Annotated in this window: 16 protein-coding genes and 1 other annotated feature; all 16 genes read left to right on the plus strand. The window is 45.6% G+C overall.

Features of this window, described 5'->3' with window-relative positions; genetic code table 11:
• The first annotated feature begins 35 nt into the window (after positions 1-35).
• The 16 genes from sigH to IQ294_RS15300 all read left to right on the plus strand — a co-directional run bounded on the left by sigH (position 36) and on the right by IQ294_RS15300 (position 18,937).
• Positions 36-692, plus strand: a complete 657-nt coding sequence (gene sigH / locus IQ294_RS15225) for an RNA polymerase sporulation sigma factor SigH (RefSeq protein WP_432419967.1) — start codon at positions 36-38, stop codon at positions 690-692.
• Positions 693-762: 70 nt separating this feature from the next.
• Positions 763-909, plus strand: a complete 147-nt coding sequence (gene rpmG / locus IQ294_RS15230) for a 50S ribosomal protein L33 (RefSeq protein ID WP_081986982.1) — start codon at positions 763-765, stop codon at positions 907-909.
• Positions 910-969: 60 nt separating this feature from the next.
• Positions 970-1,155, plus strand: a complete 186-nt coding sequence (gene secE, locus IQ294_RS15235) for a preprotein translocase subunit SecE (RefSeq protein WP_068459656.1) — start codon at positions 970-972, stop codon at positions 1,153-1,155.
• Positions 1,156-1,263: 108 nt separating this feature from the next.
• A complete protein-coding gene (gene nusG, locus IQ294_RS15240; protein WP_203334955.1) occupies positions 1,264-1,797 on the plus strand; it encodes a transcription termination/antitermination protein NusG in 534 nt (177 codons plus the stop codon).
• Between the two features lie 165 nt (positions 1,798-1,962).
• On the plus strand, positions 1,963-2,388 hold the full coding sequence (gene rplK, locus IQ294_RS15245) for a 50S ribosomal protein L11 (RefSeq protein ID WP_033542812.1): 426 nt from the start codon (positions 1,963-1,965) through the stop codon (positions 2,386-2,388).
• A 106-nt stretch (positions 2,389-2,494) separates the two neighbouring features.
• Complete coding sequence (gene rplA / locus IQ294_RS15250) at positions 2,495-3,193, plus strand: 50S ribosomal protein L1 (protein ID WP_203334919.1); 699 nt, start codon at positions 2,495-2,497, stop codon at positions 3,191-3,193.
• Positions 3,194-3,235: 42 nt separating this feature from the next.
• Positions 3,236-3,382 (plus strand) — a sequence feature (ribosomal protein L10 leader region).
• Positions 3,383-3,415: 33 nt separating this feature from the next.
• Positions 3,416-3,916 carry a 50S ribosomal protein L10 gene (gene rplJ, locus IQ294_RS15255; protein WP_033542810.1) on the plus strand — a complete coding sequence of 167 codons (501 nt, stop codon included), beginning with the start codon at positions 3,416-3,418 and terminating at the stop codon, positions 3,914-3,916.
• Positions 3,917-3,979: 63 nt separating this feature from the next.
• The gene (gene rplL, locus IQ294_RS15260; protein ID WP_203334920.1) at positions 3,980-4,339 is read left to right on the plus strand and encodes a 50S ribosomal protein L7/L12; all 360 of its coding nucleotides are present in this window, start codon (positions 3,980-3,982) and stop codon (positions 4,337-4,339) included.
• Positions 4,340-4,448: 109 nt separating this feature from the next.
• A complete protein-coding gene (locus IQ294_RS15265) occupies positions 4,449-5,051 on the plus strand; it encodes a class I SAM-dependent methyltransferase (protein WP_203334921.1) in 603 nt (200 codons plus the stop codon).
• Between the two features lie 217 nt (positions 5,052-5,268).
• Positions 5,269-8,823 carry a DNA-directed RNA polymerase subunit beta gene (gene rpoB, locus IQ294_RS15270; RefSeq protein WP_203334922.1) on the plus strand — a complete coding sequence of 1,185 codons (3,555 nt, stop codon included), beginning with the start codon at positions 5,269-5,271 and terminating at the stop codon, positions 8,821-8,823.
• A 105-nt stretch (positions 8,824-8,928) separates the two neighbouring features.
• Positions 8,929-12,534, plus strand: a complete 3,606-nt coding sequence (gene rpoC / locus IQ294_RS15275) for a DNA-directed RNA polymerase subunit beta' (RefSeq protein WP_203334923.1) — start codon at positions 8,929-8,931, stop codon at positions 12,532-12,534.
• A 459-nt stretch (positions 12,535-12,993) separates the two neighbouring features.
• The gene (gene rpsL / locus IQ294_RS15280; protein WP_203334924.1) at positions 12,994-13,413 is read left to right on the plus strand and encodes a 30S ribosomal protein S12; all 420 of its coding nucleotides are present in this window, start codon (positions 12,994-12,996) and stop codon (positions 13,411-13,413) included.
• Positions 13,414-13,456: 43 nt separating this feature from the next.
• Positions 13,457-13,927 (plus strand): 30S ribosomal protein S7, encoded by a 471-nt coding sequence (rpsG, locus tag IQ294_RS15285; protein ID WP_203334925.1) that lies wholly within the window; start codon positions 13,457-13,459, stop codon positions 13,925-13,927.
• 51 nt (positions 13,928-13,978) lie between these two features.
• The gene (gene fusA / locus IQ294_RS15290) at positions 13,979-16,057 is read left to right on the plus strand and encodes an elongation factor G (RefSeq protein WP_203334926.1); all 2,079 of its coding nucleotides are present in this window, start codon (positions 13,979-13,981) and stop codon (positions 16,055-16,057) included.
• A 116-nt stretch (positions 16,058-16,173) separates the two neighbouring features.
• Entirely contained in the window at positions 16,174-17,361 is a 1,188-nt protein-coding gene (gene tuf / locus IQ294_RS15295; RefSeq protein WP_203334927.1) for an elongation factor Tu, read from the plus strand.
• A 256-nt stretch (positions 17,362-17,617) separates the two neighbouring features.
• Complete coding sequence (locus IQ294_RS15300) at positions 17,618-18,937, plus strand: Na+/H+ antiporter family protein (protein WP_203334928.1); 1,320 nt, start codon at positions 17,618-17,620, stop codon at positions 18,935-18,937.
• The last annotated feature ends 63 nt before the right edge of the window (positions 18,938-19,000 follow it).

The following is a 19,000-nucleotide window of genomic DNA, read 5'->3' on the forward strand; positions in this document are numbered from 1 at the left end:
ATACTGATGATATCGAGGTTCGCGCGACCGGAGGGATAACCGTGGGAAATCAGGAACAAGTTCAAGCCCGGCGATTTTTAGAAATGACAGATGAGGAACTTGTCAGTTTGGTCCACGACGGAAATACCGAAGCACTGGATTTTCTGATCAATAAATTTCGGCATTTCGTTCGTATGAAAGCCCGTTCTTATTTCCTGATCGGAGCTGACAAAGAAGACATTATCCAGGAAGGCATGATTGGCCTGTATAAAGCCATCCGTGATTTCCGCAGCGATAAATTGTCTTCGTTCAGGGCGTTTGCGGAACTGTGCATCATCCGGCAAATCATCACCGCCATCAAAACGGCAACACGCCAGAAGCATATTCCACTGAACTCCTACGTCTCTTTGGACAAGCCGATCTATGACGAAGAATCTGATCGCACGTTGATGGATGTCCTGACCGACAACGGTGTGGATGATCCGCAGCAATTGATGATCAATAACGAAGAATTTCTTTATATGGAAGAGAAAATGGGCGAGGTGCTCAGTGAACTGGAGCGGGAAGTCTTGGCTTTATATCTGGACGGCCAGACCTACCAGGAAATTTCAGAAAAATTGGATCGCCACGTAAAATCGATCGATAACGCTCTGCAGCGTGTCAAAAGGAAATTGGAGCGCCATCTTCAGATAGATGAAACCCGCACCTCCTGATGCGCTGTTGACATGGAAGTTTTAAGGTGATAACCTTGAAAAAGCTGCAAACTCGAATAGGATGAGGGAAATGGCTAAAAAAATCGTTTTAAGCTGCTCGAAATGTGCATCCCGCAATTATACGGTTCCTGCGAAAGCGGAATCCAGCACACGTTTGGAACTTAATAAATTCTGTGCTCATTGCAATGGGCATACCGTGCATAAACAAACGTTATGAATTTAAGTGAATGCCGAACGATATAGAGAGTATTTTTTAAACTTCGGAGGTTTTTGAACAATGGGCAACATTGGGGATTTCTTTAAAAACGTCATTTCGGAAATGAGAAAAGTAAGCTGGCCAAAACGCAAGGAATTGACACGCTATACGATCGTCGTTCTTTCAACAGTTATCTTCATGGCGCTCTTCTTCGCATTGATCGATACAGGCATATCGGAATTATTCCGTTGGTTCTTAGCGCTTTAATACTCTGGCGTCCAACAAGAATAATGAATAAAAAATAGCCCGTCATTCTACGAGTACGGGTTTTTTCATTTGGAAAAAAGGAGGGATGGACGTCTAGTCCGTGCGAATATGGAAAAGAATTGGTATGTAGTCCACACGTATTCCGGTTATGAAAACAAAGTAAAAGCGAACTTGGAAAAACGTGTTGAAACAATGGGCATGGAAGACCTCATCTTCCGCGTCATCATTCCGGAAGAACAGGAAACAGATTTCAAAGACGGTAAAAAGCGCACTGTCATGCGTAAAACATTCCCGGGATATGTCCTGGTCGAATTGATCATGACGGATGAATCCTGGTATGTTGTCCGCAATACACCGGGAGTAACAGGTTTTATCGGTTCTTCGGGGGGCGGGGCAAAACCGACGCCGCTGCTTGACGAAGAAGTTGATTTCATCCTGAAGCAGATGGGTATGACGGAACGCCGTGTCGACATCGATTTCGCAGTTGCGGATATCGTCGAAGTCATGGAAGGGCCATTCGCGAACTTCCAGGGTAAAGTGGAAGAAATCGATGAAACAAAAGGCAAAGTCAAAGTTTCCATTGATATCTTCGGCCGGGAAACAAAAATGGAGCTTGATTTCGAGCAAGTCCAAAAAATTTAAAAGCCGCTTGCTATTCCGGATCATAAGTGGTATTATTTCATAGGTCAGACTGTCATAGGACAATCTGTACAATTTAGCTAATTCTATCAACATTGTTGACAGACAGATATTTGAGTGGGAGGGGAAACCCTATTACCACATCACGGACTTAAGGAGGTGTGTTTCGTGGCTAAAAAAGTTATTAAAGTTGTAAAATTGCAGATTCCTGCAGCAAAAGCAAATCCAGCACCGCCGGTTGGTCCAGCATTGGGTCAAGCAGGTGTTAACATCATGGGATTCTGTAAAGAGTTCAACGCGCGTACTGCGGATCAAGCAGGACTGATTATTCCAGTTGAGATTTCGGTATTTGAAGACCGTTCATTTACTTTCATTACGAAAACTCCGCCCGCAGCTGTTCTACTTAAAGTAGCAGCCGGTATTGAATCAGGTTCAGGTGAACCGAACCGCAATAAAGTAGCGACTGTGAAACGCGATAAAGTTCGCGAAATCGCAGAAACTAAAATGCCAGATCTAAATGCTGCTTCAGTTGAAGCTGCAATGTTGATGGTTGAAGGTACTGCTCGCAGCATGGGCATTACGATCGAAGACTAATCCAGCAGTTGTTTTTGGACGGGTTGCGCAAGTTCCTAAAGGACTGCGCAGCCTTTAATCGTGGGAGGTATAAGACCGCTAGACCACAACAAGGAGGACATTTAAAATGGCTAAAACAGGCAAAAAGCTGCGCGAAGCAGCAAAATTGATCGACCGTACAAACCTTTATGATGCAAAAGAAGCGATTGAACTTGCGAAAAAAGCAAGTACAGTAAACTTCGATGCAACAGTTGAAGTAGCTTTCCGTCTTGGAATCGATACGCGTAAGAACGACCAGCAGATCCGCGGAGCAGTTGTGCTTCCAAACGGTACTGGGAAAACTCAAAGCGTATTGGTATTCGCTAAAGGCGATAAAGTGAAAGAAGCAGAAGCAGCTGGCGCTGATTTTGTAGGCGATGCTGACTATATCCAAAAAATCCAACAAGGATGGTTTGACTTCGACGTGATCGTAGCAACACCTGACATGATGGGTGAAGTTGGTAAAATCGGTCGCGTATTGGGACCAAAAGGCTTGATGCCAAACCCGAAAACAGGAACTGTTACATTTGATGTAGCGAAAGCTGTTCAGGAAATCAAAGCTGGTAAAGTGGAATACCGTGCAGACAAAACAGGTATCATCCATGCGCCGATCGGGAAAGTTTCTTTTGATGACAGCAAACTTGCTGAAAACTTGGAAGCGATCTACGATGTAGTTGTTAAGGCTAAACCTGCAACTGCTAAAGGAACTTACATTAAATCACTTAACGTAACAACTACAATGGGACCTGCTGTAAAAGTTGACCCGACGAAAGTTGCCGTTAAATAATTTATTGACATTACACAATATCTCGGCTATAATAGCGGAGTTGTGAAATATACGTTTGTACCGCAGACAGCAGGAGCGCCAGTCGCTTAAATTATTCCTGCCGAGGACAATGAATTCAGTAACCATCTTTTTGATGCTGACTTTATGCCCCTGTGTCTGTAGTGGACCAGGGGCTTTTCTTATGGAAACGGTATGAATGGAAAATCTATGGGAGGTGCCAAAATGACAAAAGCAGTTGAAACGAAAAAAGTTGTCGTGCAAACAATCGCTGATAAATTCGGCTCTGCAGCTTCTGTAGTAGTTGTTGATTACCGCGGTTTGAACGTTGCACAATTGACAGAACTTCGTAAACAGCTTCGTGAAGCAGGCGTTGAGTTTAAAGTTTACAAAAACTCAATGACTCGCCGTGCTACTGAAATGCATGGTCTTGAAGCGATCAACGAACACTTTACAGGTCCTAACGCAATCGCATTCTCTAACGAAGATGTAGTTGCGCCAGCGAGAATCATCAACGATTTCGCGAAAAAGAACGAAGCGCTTGAAATTAAAGCAGGCGTTATCGAAGGTGCTGTATCTTCTGCGGAAGATATCAAAGCATTGGCAGAACTTCCATCACGCGAAGGTCTATTGTCTATGCTACTCAGCGTACTTCAAGCTCCAATCCGCAACTTTGCTGCTACAACGAAAGCAGTTGCAGATCACAAAGAAGAACAAGGCGCTTAATCAGTTAATCGCTTGACACGGCTTGCAATACAAAAAAATTACCTATCATAGGAGGAACTTATAATGACACAAGAACAAATCTTAGACGCAATCAAAGAAATGACAGTTCTACAACTTAACGACCTTGTTAAAGCAATCGAAGAAGAATTCGGCGTAACTGCTGCTGCACCTGTAGCTGCTGCTGCTGGCGGCGCTGTTGCTGCTGAAGAGCAAACTGAATTCGACGTAATCCTTGCATCTGCTGGCGATCAGAAGATCAAAGTTATCAAAGCAGTTCGCGAAGTTACTGGTCTTGGCTTGAAAGAAGCTAAAGCTCTAGTTGACGAAGCTCCTAAAGCTCTTAAAGAAGGCGTTTCTAAAGAAGAAGCAGAAGAAATCAAAGCTAAAGTTGAAGAAGTTGGCGCTTCAGTAGAAGTTAAATAATTTCTGAACTTGATAGCAATACAGAAAAAGCTCGTCAGTGCATACCGACGAGCTTTTTCTTCATTTTCAATTTAATTGCCGCTGGTTGATTAATGTAAGGAGGGCTTTTATGTCACAGCATTATTATTCCAAAAATCCTCAAACTACAAGCAAACCCCAAGAATGGGCCTATACGTTGCGGGGCGAAAAAATCCAATTCCAGACAGATGCAGGGGTTTTCAGTAAAAATGAAGTGGATTTCGGTTCGCGCTTACTGATCGATGCCTTTGAGGAATCTGCCGTTGAAGGGCCGATACTCGATGTCGGCTGCGGCTACGGTCCGATTGGAATCGCCATCGCTAAGTCATTTCCCCGGAAAACGGTTCATATGGTGGACGTCAATACCCGCGCCATCGAACTTGCCAAGAAGAATGCAGCCAGAAATAATGCGGAAAATGTTGAAGTCTATGAAAGTGATGGGCTTTCTTCGGTAAAAGAAGAAGGGTTTTCGGCAATCCTGACAAATCCGCCGATACGTGCCGGAAAAGAGACGGTTTTCAGGTTTTATGAGGAAGCCAGCGCCAAAATTGCGCAAGGCGGATCATTATGGGTGGTAATCCAGAAGAAACAAGGAGCCCCTTCGACGGAGGAGAAGCTGAAAGAACTTTTCGGCAACTGCCAGGTGGCTGATAAGAAGAAGGGATACTTCATTTTTGAGGCCAGAAAAGTTTGACTTGACAAAAACCGTATGATATTATAATGAAATGCAAAATTTATTATTTTGAGGTCGTTTGCCCTTTTTTGGGCAGAGCATGGCGACAGTATTAATCACGTGTTAACCGAAAATGAGCTGATTTATTGGTCTCGTTTTCTTTTTGTCTTTTCGATATCATACACTATTTTGTGGGAATCGCAAAGACCTATAATCGTTTTATTGAGGGGTGAATAAGTTGGTAGGTCAACTAGTTCAGTACGGTCAACATCGTCAACGCAGAAGTTTTTCGAGAATCAGTGAAGTGCTGGATCTTCCGAACCTGATTGAAATTCAATCATCATCTTATGAGTGGTTCCTTGAAGAAGGGCTGCGCGAAATGTTCCGCGACATTTCACCGATTGAGGATTTCACAGGAAATCTTTCGCTCGAGTTTGTTGATTACAGTCTTGCAGAACCGAAATATCCAGTAGACGAATCAAAAGAACGGGATGTTACTTACGCCGCTCCATTACGCGTTAAAGTGCGTCTTCACAACAAAGAAACGGACGAAGTGAAAGAGCAGGACGTCTTCATGGGCGATTTCCCATTAATGACGGAAACCGGTACTTTCGTAATCAATGGCGCTGAGCGCGTTATTGTTTCACAGCTTGTTCGTTCACCAAGTGTTTATTTCCACGATAAGACAGACAAAAACGGTAAAAAAGGGTTTGGCGCAACTGTCATTCCAAACCGCGGCGCCTGGCTTGAATATGAAACAGATGCAAAAGATGTCGTGCATGTCAGAATCGACCGCACACGCAAGCTCCCTGTCACAGTTCTGTTAAGAGCACTAGGATTTGGCTCTGATCAGGAAATCATCGATTTGCTCGGTGATAACGAATACCTGCGCAACACGCTTGAAAAAGATAATACAGAAAGCACGGAAAAAGCGCTTCTGGAAATCTACGAGCGACTGCGCCCTGGTGAACCGCCGACAGTGGAAAGCGCAAAGAGCCTGTTGTATTCGCGTTTCTTCGACCCAAAACGCTATGATCTGGCTAACGTAGGCCGCTATAAAATGAACAAAAAGCTTCATATTAAGAACCGCCTTTTCAATCAGACGATCGCTGAGACGCTGGTTGATCCTGAAACAGGTGAAATTTTAGTTGAAGCAGGCACTGTCATCGATCGCCGCGTTCTTGACCGCATCATCCCGAATCTTGAAAGTGGTGTGGGCTTCCAGACTATTTCTCAAGCAGGGGGCGTTCTTGAAGGTGATGTAACGGTCCAGTCCATTAAAATCTTTGCTCCAAATGACGAAGAGCAAAAAGAAATCACTGTAATAAGCAATGCGTATGTGGAAGACAAGATCAAACATGTCACACCTGCAGATATTATTGCTTCCATCAGTTACTTCTTTAACCTTTTATACGGAGTTGGAAACACGGATGATATCGATCACCTCGGAAACCGCCGTCTGCGTTCAGTAGGAGAACTTCTGCAGAACCAGTTCCGCATCGGTTTATCCCGTATGGAGCGTGTTGTGCGTGAGCGTATGTCAATCAACGACACTCAAGCGATCGTACCGCAGCAATTGATCAATATCCGCCCTGTTATCGCATCGATCAAAGAGTTCTTCGGAAGCTCTCAGTTGTCACAGTTCATGGATCAGACGAACCCGCTTGCTGAATTGACGCACAAACGCCGTCTTTCTGCGCTTGGGCCTGGTGGTCTGACGCGTGAACGTGCAGGTTTCGAAGTGCGTGACGTCCATTATTCACATTATGGCCGCATGTGCCCGATTGAAACGCCTGAGGGGCCGAACATCGGCTTGATCAATACACTTTCGACTTTTGCGAAAGTGAATAAATTCGGTTTTATTGAAACGCCATATCGCCGCGTTGATCCTGAAACGAACCTTGTGACTGGGCAAATTGATTATCTGACAGCTGATGAAGAAGATAATTACGTAGTGGCTCAGGCGAACTCAGTATTGAACCCGGATGGTTCATTCGTCGAAGATGAAGTAGTAGCCCGTTTCCGCGGGGAAAACACGCTTTACAAACGCAGCAGCGTCGATTACATGGACGTTTCACCGAAACAGGTCGTGTCCGTTGCGACAGCGTGTATCCCGTTCCTTGAAAACGATGACTCCAACCGTGCCCTTATGGGTGCAAACATGCAGCGTCAGGCTGTTCCACTCCTTAACCCGGAAGCTCCATTTGTGGGTACTGGTATGGAACACCTGGCAGCAAGAGATTCAGGTGCAGCAGTAATCGCCAAAAACGATGGAATCGTTGAATACGTGGAAGCGAAAGAAATTCGTGTCCGCCGCATCGAAGAAGTTGACGGCAATGAAGTCAAAGGCGATACAGACGTTTACAAATTGCAGAAATTCATTCGTTCAAACCAAGGAACAAGCTATAACCAGCGTCCGATCGTCAAAGTCGGGGACCGCGTGTCGAAACGCGATATCCTGGCTGATGGACCTTCGATGGAGCGCGGGGAAATGGCTCTGGGCCGCAACGTCCTGGTAGCATTCATGACGTGGGATGGTTTCAACTATGAAGATGCGATCATCATGAGTGAACGTCTTGTTAAAGATGATGTTTACACTTCTGTCCATATTGAAGAATATGAATCAGATTCACGTGATACAAAACTGGGGCCTGAAGAAATCACGCGTGATATCCCGAACGTCGGAGAAGATGCATTGCGTAATCTCGATGACCGTGGAATCATCCGTGTAGGGGCGGAAGTTAAAGATGGAGATATCCTCGTTGGTAAAGTAACGCCTAAGGGTGTAACGGAATTGACGGCGGAAGAGCGCCTGCTTCACGCTATTTTCGGTGAAAAAGCCCGTGAAGTCCGTGATACATCGCTTCGTGTGCCGCATGGTGCCGGAGGAATTGTATTGGATGTTAAAATCTTCAACCGTGAAGACGGAGACGAGCTGCCGCCGGGCGTTAACCAGCTGGTGCGCGCTTATATCGTTCAGAAACGTAAAATTTCTGTTGGAGATAAGATGGCCGGCCGTCATGGTAACAAAGGGGTAATCTCCCGCATCCTTCCAGAGGAAGATATGCCGTTCATGCCGGATGGCACTCCTGTCGACATCATGTTGAACCCGCTCGGCGTTCCATCCCGTATGAATATCGGGCAAGTATTGGAACTCCATTTGGGTATGGCTTCCCGTTCACTCGGAATTCATATGGCTTCATCTGTATTTGATGGAGCGAATGAAGATGATGTTCTGGAAACGATGGAAGAAGCAGGTATGCCAAGAGACGGAAAAACCATCCTGTATGATGGCCGCTCCGGTGAAGCCTTCGATAACCGCGTGTCTGTCGGAATCATGTATATGATCAAACTGGCGCACATGGTTGACGATAAGCTCCATGCCCGTTCAACTGGGCCATATTCACTTGTTACGCAACAGCCGCTTGGTGGTAAAGCACAATTCGGTGGACAGCGTTTCGGGGAGATGGAAGTTTGGGCGCTTGAAGCATATGGTGCCGCTCACACATTGCAGGAAATCCTGACAGTCAAGTCGGATGACGTGGTTGGCCGTGTGAAAACTTATGAAGCGATTGTCAAAGGTGAAAGTGTACCGGAACCAAGCGTACCGGAATCATTTAAAGTATTGATAAAAGAACTTCAAAGTTTAGGTATGGATGTAAAAATGCTGACAATCGACGACGAGGAAATTGAATTGCGCGACTTGGATGAAGAAGAAGATCTTCAACCAGCGGATTCACTTAATATCCTGCCGATTGCAGATCAGGAAACACCGATTGGAACAGTTGATTGATAAATAATTGGATAGGGGCAGCCACAAACTGCCCGGTTTCCATTCACTTGGTCATAAACGAGGAAGAGCCGCGTAGAAACTCGAGACAAAAGGGAGGTAGGCTCCTTGATAGATGTTAATAATTTTGAGTATATGAAAATCGGATTGGCGTCACCCGATAAAATTCGCTCATGGTCTTATGGAGAAGTCAAAAAGCCAGAAACAATTAACTACCGTACATTAAAACCTGAAAAAGACGGTTTGTTCTGTGAACGCATCTTCGGTCCTACAAAAGACTGGGAATGCCATTGCGGAAAATACAAGCGCGTCCGTTATAAAGGTGTCGTCTGTGATCGCTGCGGCGTTGAAGTTACACGTTCAAAAGTTCGCCGCGAACGCATGGGGCACATTGAATTGGCAGCACCTGTTTCACATATCTGGTATTTCAAAGGAATCCCGAGCCGTATGGGCCTTATCCTTGATATGTCACCACGTTCATTGGAAGAAGTTATTTATTTCGCTTCATATGTTGTCATTGATCCAGCGGATACACCGCTCGAGAAAAAACAGCTGTTGTCGGAAAAAGAATACCGCGCTTATCGCGATAAATTCGGTAAAAAGTTCCAGGCGGCAATGGGAGCGGAAGCGATCAAGCGACTTCTTCAGGAAATCGACCTTGAGCGTGAAACGGATTCATTGAAAGAAGAATTGAAAACAGCACAGGGCCAGCGCCGCACACGTGCGATCAAACGCCTTGAAGTTGTAGAATCTTTCCGTAACTCCGGAAACAACCCGGATTGGATGATTCTGGATGTTCTTCCTGTAATTCCACCAGAGCTTCGCCCGATGGTTCAATTGGACGGCGGCCGTTTTGCCACTTCTGACTTAAACGACCTTTACCGTCGCGTCATCAACCGGAACAACCGTTTGAAACGCTTATTGGACCTTGGTGCACCGAGCATCATCGTTCAGAATGAAAAACGCATGCTGCAGGAAGCTGTAGATGCATTGATCGATAATGGCCGTCGCGGCCGTCCGGTCACTGGACCTGGTAACCGTCCGTTGAAATCCCTTTCGCATATGTTAAAAGGGAAACAAGGGCGCTTCCGCCAAAACCTTCTGGGTAAACGTGTCGATTATTCTGGCCGTTCCGTTATCGTTGTCGGACCGAACCTGAAAATGTATCAATGCGGATTGCCGAAAGGAATGGCGATCGAGCTGTTCAAGCCTTTCGTTATGAAAGAACTTGTAGAGCGTGGCCTTGCCCACAACATTAAGAGCGCAAAACGCAAAATCGAACGTCTTCATTCCGAAGTATGGGATGTACTGGAAGATGTCATCAAGGAGCATCCGGTTCTATTGAACCGAGCACCGACTCTTCACCGACTTGGTATCCAGGCTTTTGAACCGACATTGGTCGAAGGTAAGGCGATTCGCCTTCACCCGCTGGTATGTACAGCATACAACGCCGACTTTGACGGTGACCAAATGGCTGTTCACGTACCGCTTTCTTCTGAAGCTCAGGCAGAAGCACGCTTGTTGATGCTTGCCGCTCAGAACATTTTGAACCCGAAAGACGGAAAACCTGTTGTTACTCCTTCACAGGATATGGTTTTGGGTAACTATTACCTTACGTTGGAGCGCAAAGGCGCAACAGGCGAAGGTGCTACGTTCTCCGGACCTGAAGAGGTTTTGGTTGCTTATCAGTCAGGCCACGTGCATTTGCATACCCGCGTTGCAATTAAAGCCGAATCTGTAAACAACCCGACGTTTACGGCTGAACAAAACAAAATGTTATTGCTGACAACTGTCGGCAAAATCATTTTCAATGAAATTCTGCCGAAATCGTTCCCGTATATCAATGAACCGACAGATTACAACCTGCAAGTCGAAACACCGGCAAAATACTTTGTTCCTACGACGACAGATATTCGTAAGCACATCGAAGAAGCCGAACTTGTAACACCGTTCAAGAAAAAGATTCTTGGGGAAATCATCGCTGAAGTGTTCAAACGTTTCCATATTACAGAAACGTCCAGAATGCTTGACCGCATGAAGAGCCTTGGATTTAAATATTCCACTCAGGCAGGTATCACGGTAGGTATTTCGGATATCGTCGTTCTTCCTGATAAAGGAGAAATCCTTGTGGAAGCTCAGGAAAATGTAGATAAAGTCATGAAGCAATTCCGTCGCGGTTTAATCACTGAAGAAGAACGCTATGCACGAGTCATTTCTTTCTGGAGCAGCGCGAAAGACGTTATTCAGGAAAAACTGATGGCTTCTCTTGATAATATGAACCCGATCTTCATGATGAGTGACTCCGGAGCACGTGGTAACGCATCCAACTTTACGCAATTAGCTGGTATGCGCGGACTTATGGCCAACCCGGCAGGACGCATTATCGAACTTCCGATCAAGTCTTCATTCCGTGAAGGTTTAACGGTACTGGAATACTTCATCTCTACTCACGGTGCCCGTAAAGGTCTTGCCGATACAGCACTGAAAACAGCTGACTCAGGTTACTTGACGCGTCGTTTGGTAGACGTTGCACAAGATGCGATCGTCCGTGAAAATGACTGTGGCACGGACCGCGGTTTACTGGTTGGAGCATTGATGGAAGGTTCCGAGGTCATCGAAGAACTGGAAGAGCGTATTGTAGGGCGCCACGCCAAGAAAACAATCCGCCATCCGGAAACAAAAGAGATTATTGTAGCGAAAAATGAATTGATTACACAGGACTTGACCCGCCTCATTGTTGAAGCAGGGATCAAAGAAGTGACAATCCGTTCTGCGTTTACATGTAATACGAAACACGGCGTCTGCAAGAAATGTTACGGTACGAACTTGGCAACTGGTGACGAAGTTGAAGTGGGCGAGGCAGTTGGGATTATTGCCGCTCAATCAATCGGGGAACCGGGAACTCAGCTTACGATGCGTACATTCCATACAGGCGGGGTTGCAGGAGACGATATTACACAAGGTCTTCCGCGTATCCAGGAAATCTTCGAATCGCGAAATCCGAAAGGGCAAGCAGTTATTTCTGAAATCACAGGTACGGTTACTGAAATTGACGAAATCCGCGAAGGCCAGAAAGAAATCACGATTCAAGGTGAAGTCGAAACACGTAAATACCTCGCGCCTTATAACGCTCGCCTGAAAGTTCAGGAGAATGATGTAATCGTCCGCGGACAAGTATTGACGGATGGTTCGATCGATCCGAAACAATTACTGCAAGTTAAAGATGTTCAAGCTGTTCAAGTGTATTTATTGAAGGAAGTTCAGAAAGTTTACCGTATGCAGGGTGTTGAAATCGGTGATAAGCACGTGGAAGTCATGGTTCGCCAGATGTTCCGTAAAGTTCGTGTCATTGAAGCCGGCGATACAGAATTGCTGCCAGGTTCACTGCTTGATATCCATCAATTCACAGAGGCGAACGTGAAAGCGGTTCTCGAAGGCAATCTGCCGGCAACAAGCCGTCCGGTTATCCTGGGGATCACAAAAGCTTCACTTGAAACAGAATCATTCCTGTCAGCCGCATCCTTCCAGGAAACAACGCGCGTCTTAACGGATGCCGCGATTAAAGGGAAGCGTGATGAATTGCTTGGCTTGAAAGAGAACGTTATTATCGGGAAGCTCGTTCCGGCTGGTACTGGAATGCAGCGTTACCGTCAGATTAAAATTGCTCAAAGCGAGAAAAAAGCGACTGAAGAGATCGTCGGTTCTGAATCGTAATTCAGCTTCTATGGTTTCGGGGAGTACCAATAACTCCCCGAAATTTTTTATGAATCTAGTTGACATGAAATTCATAGGGTGATATTATGTTGAAGGTTGATGGTTAGCGGCCTTTTAATTTATCGGGTTGAAAATGCCTTGATGAATAAGAGGAATCGCGAATTATCTTCGGTACTAAGCAACAGTAATAGCGTATAAAGTGGCATTGTCCAAGAATATATAAGTGGAACGATTGATTGACCCATCAGATCGTCCGGACATCTAGATTAAGGTCAAGTCAACCGGATTCACCCAAGAACAAAGCTTGGCTAGGCAGATGAATCCAACTTCTGCAGCTGCTGAAGCAATTACTGGATACCAGTTTTTGTGTAGAAAACACAAAGACTTTGTTTTTTACCTAAAAATGAACCACCTGGATATGTGGTATTAGAACACCCTTTTGAGAGGAGGAAAAAATCGATGCCTACAATTAACCAATTAGTTAACAACCCTCGTAAACCAAAAAGCACTAAATCAGACTCACCAGCGTTGGGCAAAGGATATAACAGCTTCAAAAAGTCTCAGACTAACGTAAGCTCGCCTCAGAAACGTGGAGTTTGTACTCGTGTTGGTACGATGACACCGAAAAAACCTAACTCCGCATTACGTAAATATGCGCGTGTTCGGTTGACAAACCAACTTGAGGTCAACGCATACATCGGCGGTGAAGGCCACAACCTTCAAGAGCACAGTGTAGTTCTTCTTCGCGGCGGACGCGTAAAAGATTTACCAGGTGTACGCTACCACATCGTTCGTGGAGCACTTGATACAGCTGGAGTAAACGGCCGTATGCAAGGACGTTCTAAATACGGAACTAAACGCCCTAAAGAAAAAAAATAATCAATTAAATTAACGAATAACTTCGTTGAAAGGAGGAACATACATGCCTCGTAAAGGTCCTGTAGCAAAACGTGATGTGTTGCCAGATCCGATTTATAGTTCGAAATTGGTGACACGCTTAATTAATAAAATGATGGTTGACGGAAAAAGAGGTACTTCACAAAAAATCCTATACGGAGCGTTCGAACTAGTTAAAGAACGCAGCGGTAAGGATCCGATTGAAGTATACGAACAAGCTTTGGCTAACGTTATGCCAGTTCTTGAAGTTCGCGCACGACGTGTTGGTGGAGCTAACTATCAGGTGCCGGTTGAAGTTCGTCCTGAGCGCCGTACGACTCTAGGCCTTCGCTACCTTGTAAACTATTCGCGTCTTCGTGGAGAGAAAACAATGGAAGAGCGTTTGGCTAACGAAATCATGGATGCTGCCAATAACACTGGTGCATCTGTTAAGAAACGCGAAGATATCCACAAAATGGCAGAAGCGAACAAAGCATTCGCTCACTACCGCTGGTAATTTCTTAAGAGATTTTAAAATCTTAATCCGAGACGGAAGGAGAAGAACATTATGGCAAGAGAGTTCTCCTTAGACAAAACACGTAATATCGGGATCATGGCACACATTGATGCCGGTAAAACGACTACTACGGAGCGTATTCTATACTACACAGGCCGAATCCATAAAATCGGCGAAACGCATGAAGGTGCTTCTCAAATGGACTGGATGGAGCAGGAGCAGGAGCGTGGAATTACAATCACATCTGCTGCAACAACAGCTTCATGGAAAGAACACCGCGTCAACATCATCGATACTCCAGGGCACGTAGACTTCACAGTTGAAGTTGAACGTTCACTGCGCGTACTTGATGGTGCAGTTACAGTTCTTGATGCTCAATCAGGTGTTGAGCCGCAAACTGAAACTGTATGGCGTCAAGCAACAACATACGGGGTACCACGTATCGTGTTCATCAACAAGATGGACAAAATCGGTGCTGATTTCCTTTACTCGGTAGGCACTTTGCATGATCGCCTTCAAGCGAATGCACACCCGATCCAATTGCCGATCGGTGCAGAAGACCAGTTCAATGGAATCATTGACCTTGTTGAAATGAATGCCCGCTTCTACGCGAACGACCTTGGAACTGAAATCACTGATGGGGAAATTCCTGAAGACTACAGAGAGCTTGCTGAAGAATGGCGCACGAAATTAGTGGAAGCTGTTGCTGAGCTTGATGAAGATCTGATGGAAAAATACCTTGGCGGCGAAGAAATTACTGAAGCTGAACTTAAAGCTGCAATCCGTAAAGGAACGCTTGACGTTGAGTTCTATCCAGTAGTTTGCGGAACTGCATTCAAAAACAAAGGTGTTCAATTGATGCTTGATGCAGTAATTGATTACCTGCCATCACCACTTGATGTACCTCCGATGACGGGTGTTCTTCCGGATTCTGATGAGGAAGTATTGCGTAAGCCTGACGAAAACGAGCCGTTCTCGGCATTGGCGTTTAAAGTAATGACAGATCCTTACGTTGGGAAATTAACTTTCTTCCGCGTATACTCTGGAATGCTTAAATCAGGTTCTTACGTACAAAACTCTTCTAAAGGTAAACGTGAACGCGTAGGACGTATCCTGCAAATGCACGCTAACTCCCGTGAAGAGATCGCTGAAGTATACTGCGGAGACATCGCTGCTGCAATCGGACTTAAAGATACATCTACGGGTGACACTTTAAGTGACGAAAAGCATCAGGTAATCCTTGAGCGTATGGTATTCCCAGAACCGGTTATTTCCCTTTCTGTGGAACCGAAATCAAAAGCGGACCAAGACAAAATGGGTCAAGCCCTTGCTAAATTGCAAGAAGAAGATCCGACTTTCCGCGCACACACTGACCAGGAAACTGGCCAGACGATCATCGCGGGTATGGGTGAACTTCACCTTGATATCCTGGTTGACCGTATGAGACGTGAATTCAACGTAGAAGCTAACGTAGGAGCGCCTCAGGTATCTTACCGTGAGACATTCCGTGATACTGCTAAAGTTGAAGGTAAGTTCGTACGCCAATCTGGTGGTCGTGGACAATTCGGACACGTTTGGATCGAATTCGCTCCAAACGAAGAAGGAGCAGGTTTTGAGTTTGAAAATGCTATCGTTGGTGGTGTTGTTCCACGTGAATACATCCCAGCTGTTGAAGCGGGTCTTCGTGACTCACTAGACAACGGTGTTATCGCCGGATATCCTTTGATCGACATCAAAGCCAAATTGTTCGACGGATCTTATCATGATGTTGACTCCAACGAAATGGCATTTAAAGTTGCTGCATCCATGGCACTTAAAAACGCTATCTCTAAAGTTAACCCGGTTCTCCTTGAGCCAATCATGAAAGTTGAAGTCGTTATCCCTGAGGAATACCTTGGAGATATCATGGGTGACATCACGTCACGCCGTGGACGCGTAGAAGGTATGGACGCTCGCGGAAACGCGCAAGTTGTCCGTGCTATGGTTCCACTTGCAGAAATGTTCGGTTATGCGACTTCATTGCGTTCTAACACGCAAGGCCGTGGTGTGTTCTCAATGCACTTCGATCACTATGAAGAAGTTCCGAAATCAATTTCTGAAGGCATCATCAAAAAAAATAAAGGCGAATAATTGAATTTCGCTCTTTAATGAAGTATAAATAATTTGTATGCCTGGAATAATAGGGCCCTATTATTCCGGCACATCAAATTAAAAAATTAACTTAAATTATGAGGAGGATTTTTCTAATGGGTAAAGCTAAATTTGACCGCTCTAAAACACACGCAAACATCGGTACAATTGGTCACGTTGACCATGGTAAAACAACTTTGACTGCAGCAATCGCTACAGTACTTGCAAAACAATCAGGCGGGGAAGCTCGTTCTTACGCTCAAATCGATAACGCACCTGAAGAAAAAGAGCGTGGTATCACAATCAACACTTCTCACGTTGAATACGAAACTGCAACTCGTCACTACGCGCACGTTGACTGCCCAGGACACGCTGACTATGTTAAAAACATGATCACTGGTGCTGCTCAAATGGACGGCGGAATCTTGGTAGTATCTGCTGCTGACGGCCCAATGCCACAAACTCGTGAGCACATCCTTCTTTCACGTCAAGTAGGTGTTCCTTACCTTGTAGTATTCATGAACAAATGTGACATGGTAGACGACGAAGAGCTTCTTGAACTAGTTGAAATGGAAGTTCGCGATCTTCTATCTGAATATGACTTCCCTGGCGATGACATCCCAGTCATCAAAGGTTCTGCTCTTAAAGCTCTTGAAGGCGAAGCAGAATGGGAAGAAAAAATTGTTGAATTGATGAACGCTGTTGATGAGTACATCCCAACACCACCACGCGATACTGAAAAACCATTCATGATGCCTGTTGAGGACGTATTCTCAATCACTGGCCGTGGTACAGTAGCAACTGGACGCGTTGAGCGTGGACAAATCAAAGTCGGCGACACTGTAGATATCATTGGTCTTACTGAAGAGCCAAAACCTACAACTGTTACTGGAGTAGAAATGTTCCGTAAATTGCTTGACTATGCTGAAGCTGGCGACAACATCGGTGCTCTTCTTCGCGGGATCTCTCGTGACGACGTGCAACGTGGACAAGTATTGGCTAAACCAGGCACAATCACTCCACACACGACTTTCAAAGCTGAAGTTTATGTTCTTTCAAAAGAAGAGGGTGGACGTCACACTCCATTCTTCACAAACTACCGTCCGCAGTTCTACTTCCGTACAACTGACGTAACTGGTGTTTGTAACCTACCTGAAGGCGTAGAAATGGTTATGCCTGGCGACAACATCGAAATGAATGTTGAGCTTATCTCACCAATCGCTCTTGAAGAAGGAACTAAGTTCTCTATCCGTGAGGGTGGACGTACTGTAGGCGCTGGAGTAGTAGCTACTATCCAGAAATAAGTTCTGCAAATTCTTTCAAATCCCCTGTCTCTTAATTGAGGCAGGGGATTTTTTATTTTGTTTAGGAGCTTCATTCGGCAGGGAATGAATGATAGAGACAAGCTGCCTGAGTTCGCAGGACCATGAAAAGTTAGAGCCGGCAAATGCCTGCTCGATAAATAAAGAGATGAAATACGCCTGGTTTGACAAGCTGTTGCCAATTTGGTATTTTTATATTTGTGCTTTAACGCTTTAGCAAACTAAAGGGGTTTTATTTATGAATGCAGTTATTCTGGCCGTATTGGTCATGTTAATACTTAGTTTATTGAGAGTGAATGTTGTCTTCGCCCTGTTGATCGGTGCGCTTGCAGGTGGAGTAGCCGGAGGGCTTTCGTTTGCGGATACGATTGCCGCTTTTACAGGTGGCCTCGGAGAAGGTGCGACCATCGCACTGAGCTATGCCATGCTCGGTGGATTCGCGGTGGCGATCTCCCGGACAGGAATACCGGAGCTGCTGGTGCAAGGGGTATTGAAGATTGTCAATAAAGATGGAAAAAACAGCCGGGAAGGCTTGGCGAAAGCTTTAATCATTCTTGCGCTGCTGACGATGGCGATTCTTTCGCAAAATGCGATTCCGATTCACATCGCGTTCATCCCACTGCTTATTCCGCCGATCATTCATATCCTGAATGAATTGCAGATAGACCGACGGTTGATTGCTTCGGTGCTGACATTTGGTCTGACAGCACCCTATATATTATTGCCGTATGGCTTTGGCTTGATTTTTCATGAAATTTTGGCGAAGCAGATGGCGCTTGCGGGATTACCGATTGATATGGCGGATATCCCGAAAGCGATGGCATTGCCGGTTGCAGGATTGGCCATTGGGCTGATCATTGCCATATTCTTTTCCTACCGGAAACCGCGTGAATATAATGAGGTTTCTTCTATAGAAGAAACTCAAAAAAAGAAAGCTTCCCTTAAAGATATCATCGTTACAGTCATCGCCCTTATAGCTGCATTAATTGCGCAGATTGAAACAGATACGATGATCATCGGTGCACTTGCCGGAATCCTGGTGCTGTATGTATTCGGTGCGATGAAGTGGCGCGAAGCGGACGACGTGCTGACGGAAGGGATGCGCATGATGGCTTTCATCGGGTTCGTCATGATTACGGCCAACGGTTTTGCCGCTGTCATTACGGCGACTGGAGCTGTGGAGCCGCTCGTGAGCAGCGTATCGGACTTGTTTGCTGGCAACCGTGGCATTGCAGCTCTGATGATGCTTATTGTCGGATTGGTGGTGACGATGGGCATCGGTTCATCGTTTGCGACAATTCCGATCATTGCAGCCATCTTCGTGCCGCTTGCAATGGAGTTCGGTTTCTCGCCGGTAGCGATCATCGCATTGATCGGTACAGCAGGCGCACTCGGTGATGCGGGATCGCCGGCATCGGACTCGACGCTCGGACCGACAGCGGGTCTGAATGTGGACGGCCAGCACAATCACATATGGGATACGGTCGTCCCTACGTTCATCCACTACAACATTCCGCTCGTCATTTTCGGCTGGATGACCGTGATGCTTCTCGGCTGATAAAAAAGTTTTCAAATTAACAGCTGATGTGTTGTATCTTCAAGAAATCCTGTTATACTAATA

The organism is Planococcus beigongshangi, assembly GCF_016820495.1.
Taxonomy (GTDB): Bacteria; Bacillota; Bacilli; order Bacillales_A; family Planococcaceae; genus Planococcus; species Planococcus beigongshangi.

Excerpts from the sequence above, each read along its gene's own strand:
- rpmG (WP_081986982.1), top strand. The coding sequence starts at position 763 with ATGGCTAAAAAAATCGTTTTAAGCTGCTCGAAATGTGCATCCCGCAAT.
- secE (WP_068459656.1), top strand. The coding sequence starts at position 970 with ATGGGCAACATTGGGGATTTCTTTAAAAACGTCATTTCGGAAATGAGA.
- nusG (WP_203334955.1), top strand. The coding sequence starts at position 1,264 with ATGGAAAAGAATTGGTATGTAGTCCACACGTATTCCGGTTATGAAAAC.
- rplA (WP_203334919.1), top strand. The coding sequence starts at position 2,495 with ATGGCTAAAACAGGCAAAAAGCTGCGCGAAGCAGCAAAATTGATCGAC.
- rplJ (WP_033542810.1), top strand. The coding sequence starts at position 3,416 with ATGACAAAAGCAGTTGAAACGAAAAAAGTTGTCGTGCAAACAATCGCT.
- rplL (WP_203334920.1), top strand. The coding sequence starts at position 3,980 with ATGACACAAGAACAAATCTTAGACGCAATCAAAGAAATGACAGTTCTA.
- IQ294_RS15265 (WP_203334921.1), top strand. The coding sequence starts at position 4,449 with ATGTCACAGCATTATTATTCCAAAAATCCTCAAACTACAAGCAAACCC.
- rpsL (WP_203334924.1), top strand. The coding sequence starts at position 12,994 with ATGCCTACAATTAACCAATTAGTTAACAACCCTCGTAAACCAAAAAGC.
- rpsG (WP_203334925.1), top strand. The coding sequence starts at position 13,457 with ATGCCTCGTAAAGGTCCTGTAGCAAAACGTGATGTGTTGCCAGATCCG.
- fusA (WP_203334926.1), top strand. The coding sequence starts at position 13,979 with ATGGCAAGAGAGTTCTCCTTAGACAAAACACGTAATATCGGGATCATG.
- tuf (WP_203334927.1), top strand. The coding sequence starts at position 16,174 with ATGGGTAAAGCTAAATTTGACCGCTCTAAAACACACGCAAACATCGGT.
- IQ294_RS15300 (WP_203334928.1), top strand. The coding sequence starts at position 17,618 with ATGAATGCAGTTATTCTGGCCGTATTGGTCATGTTAATACTTAGTTTA.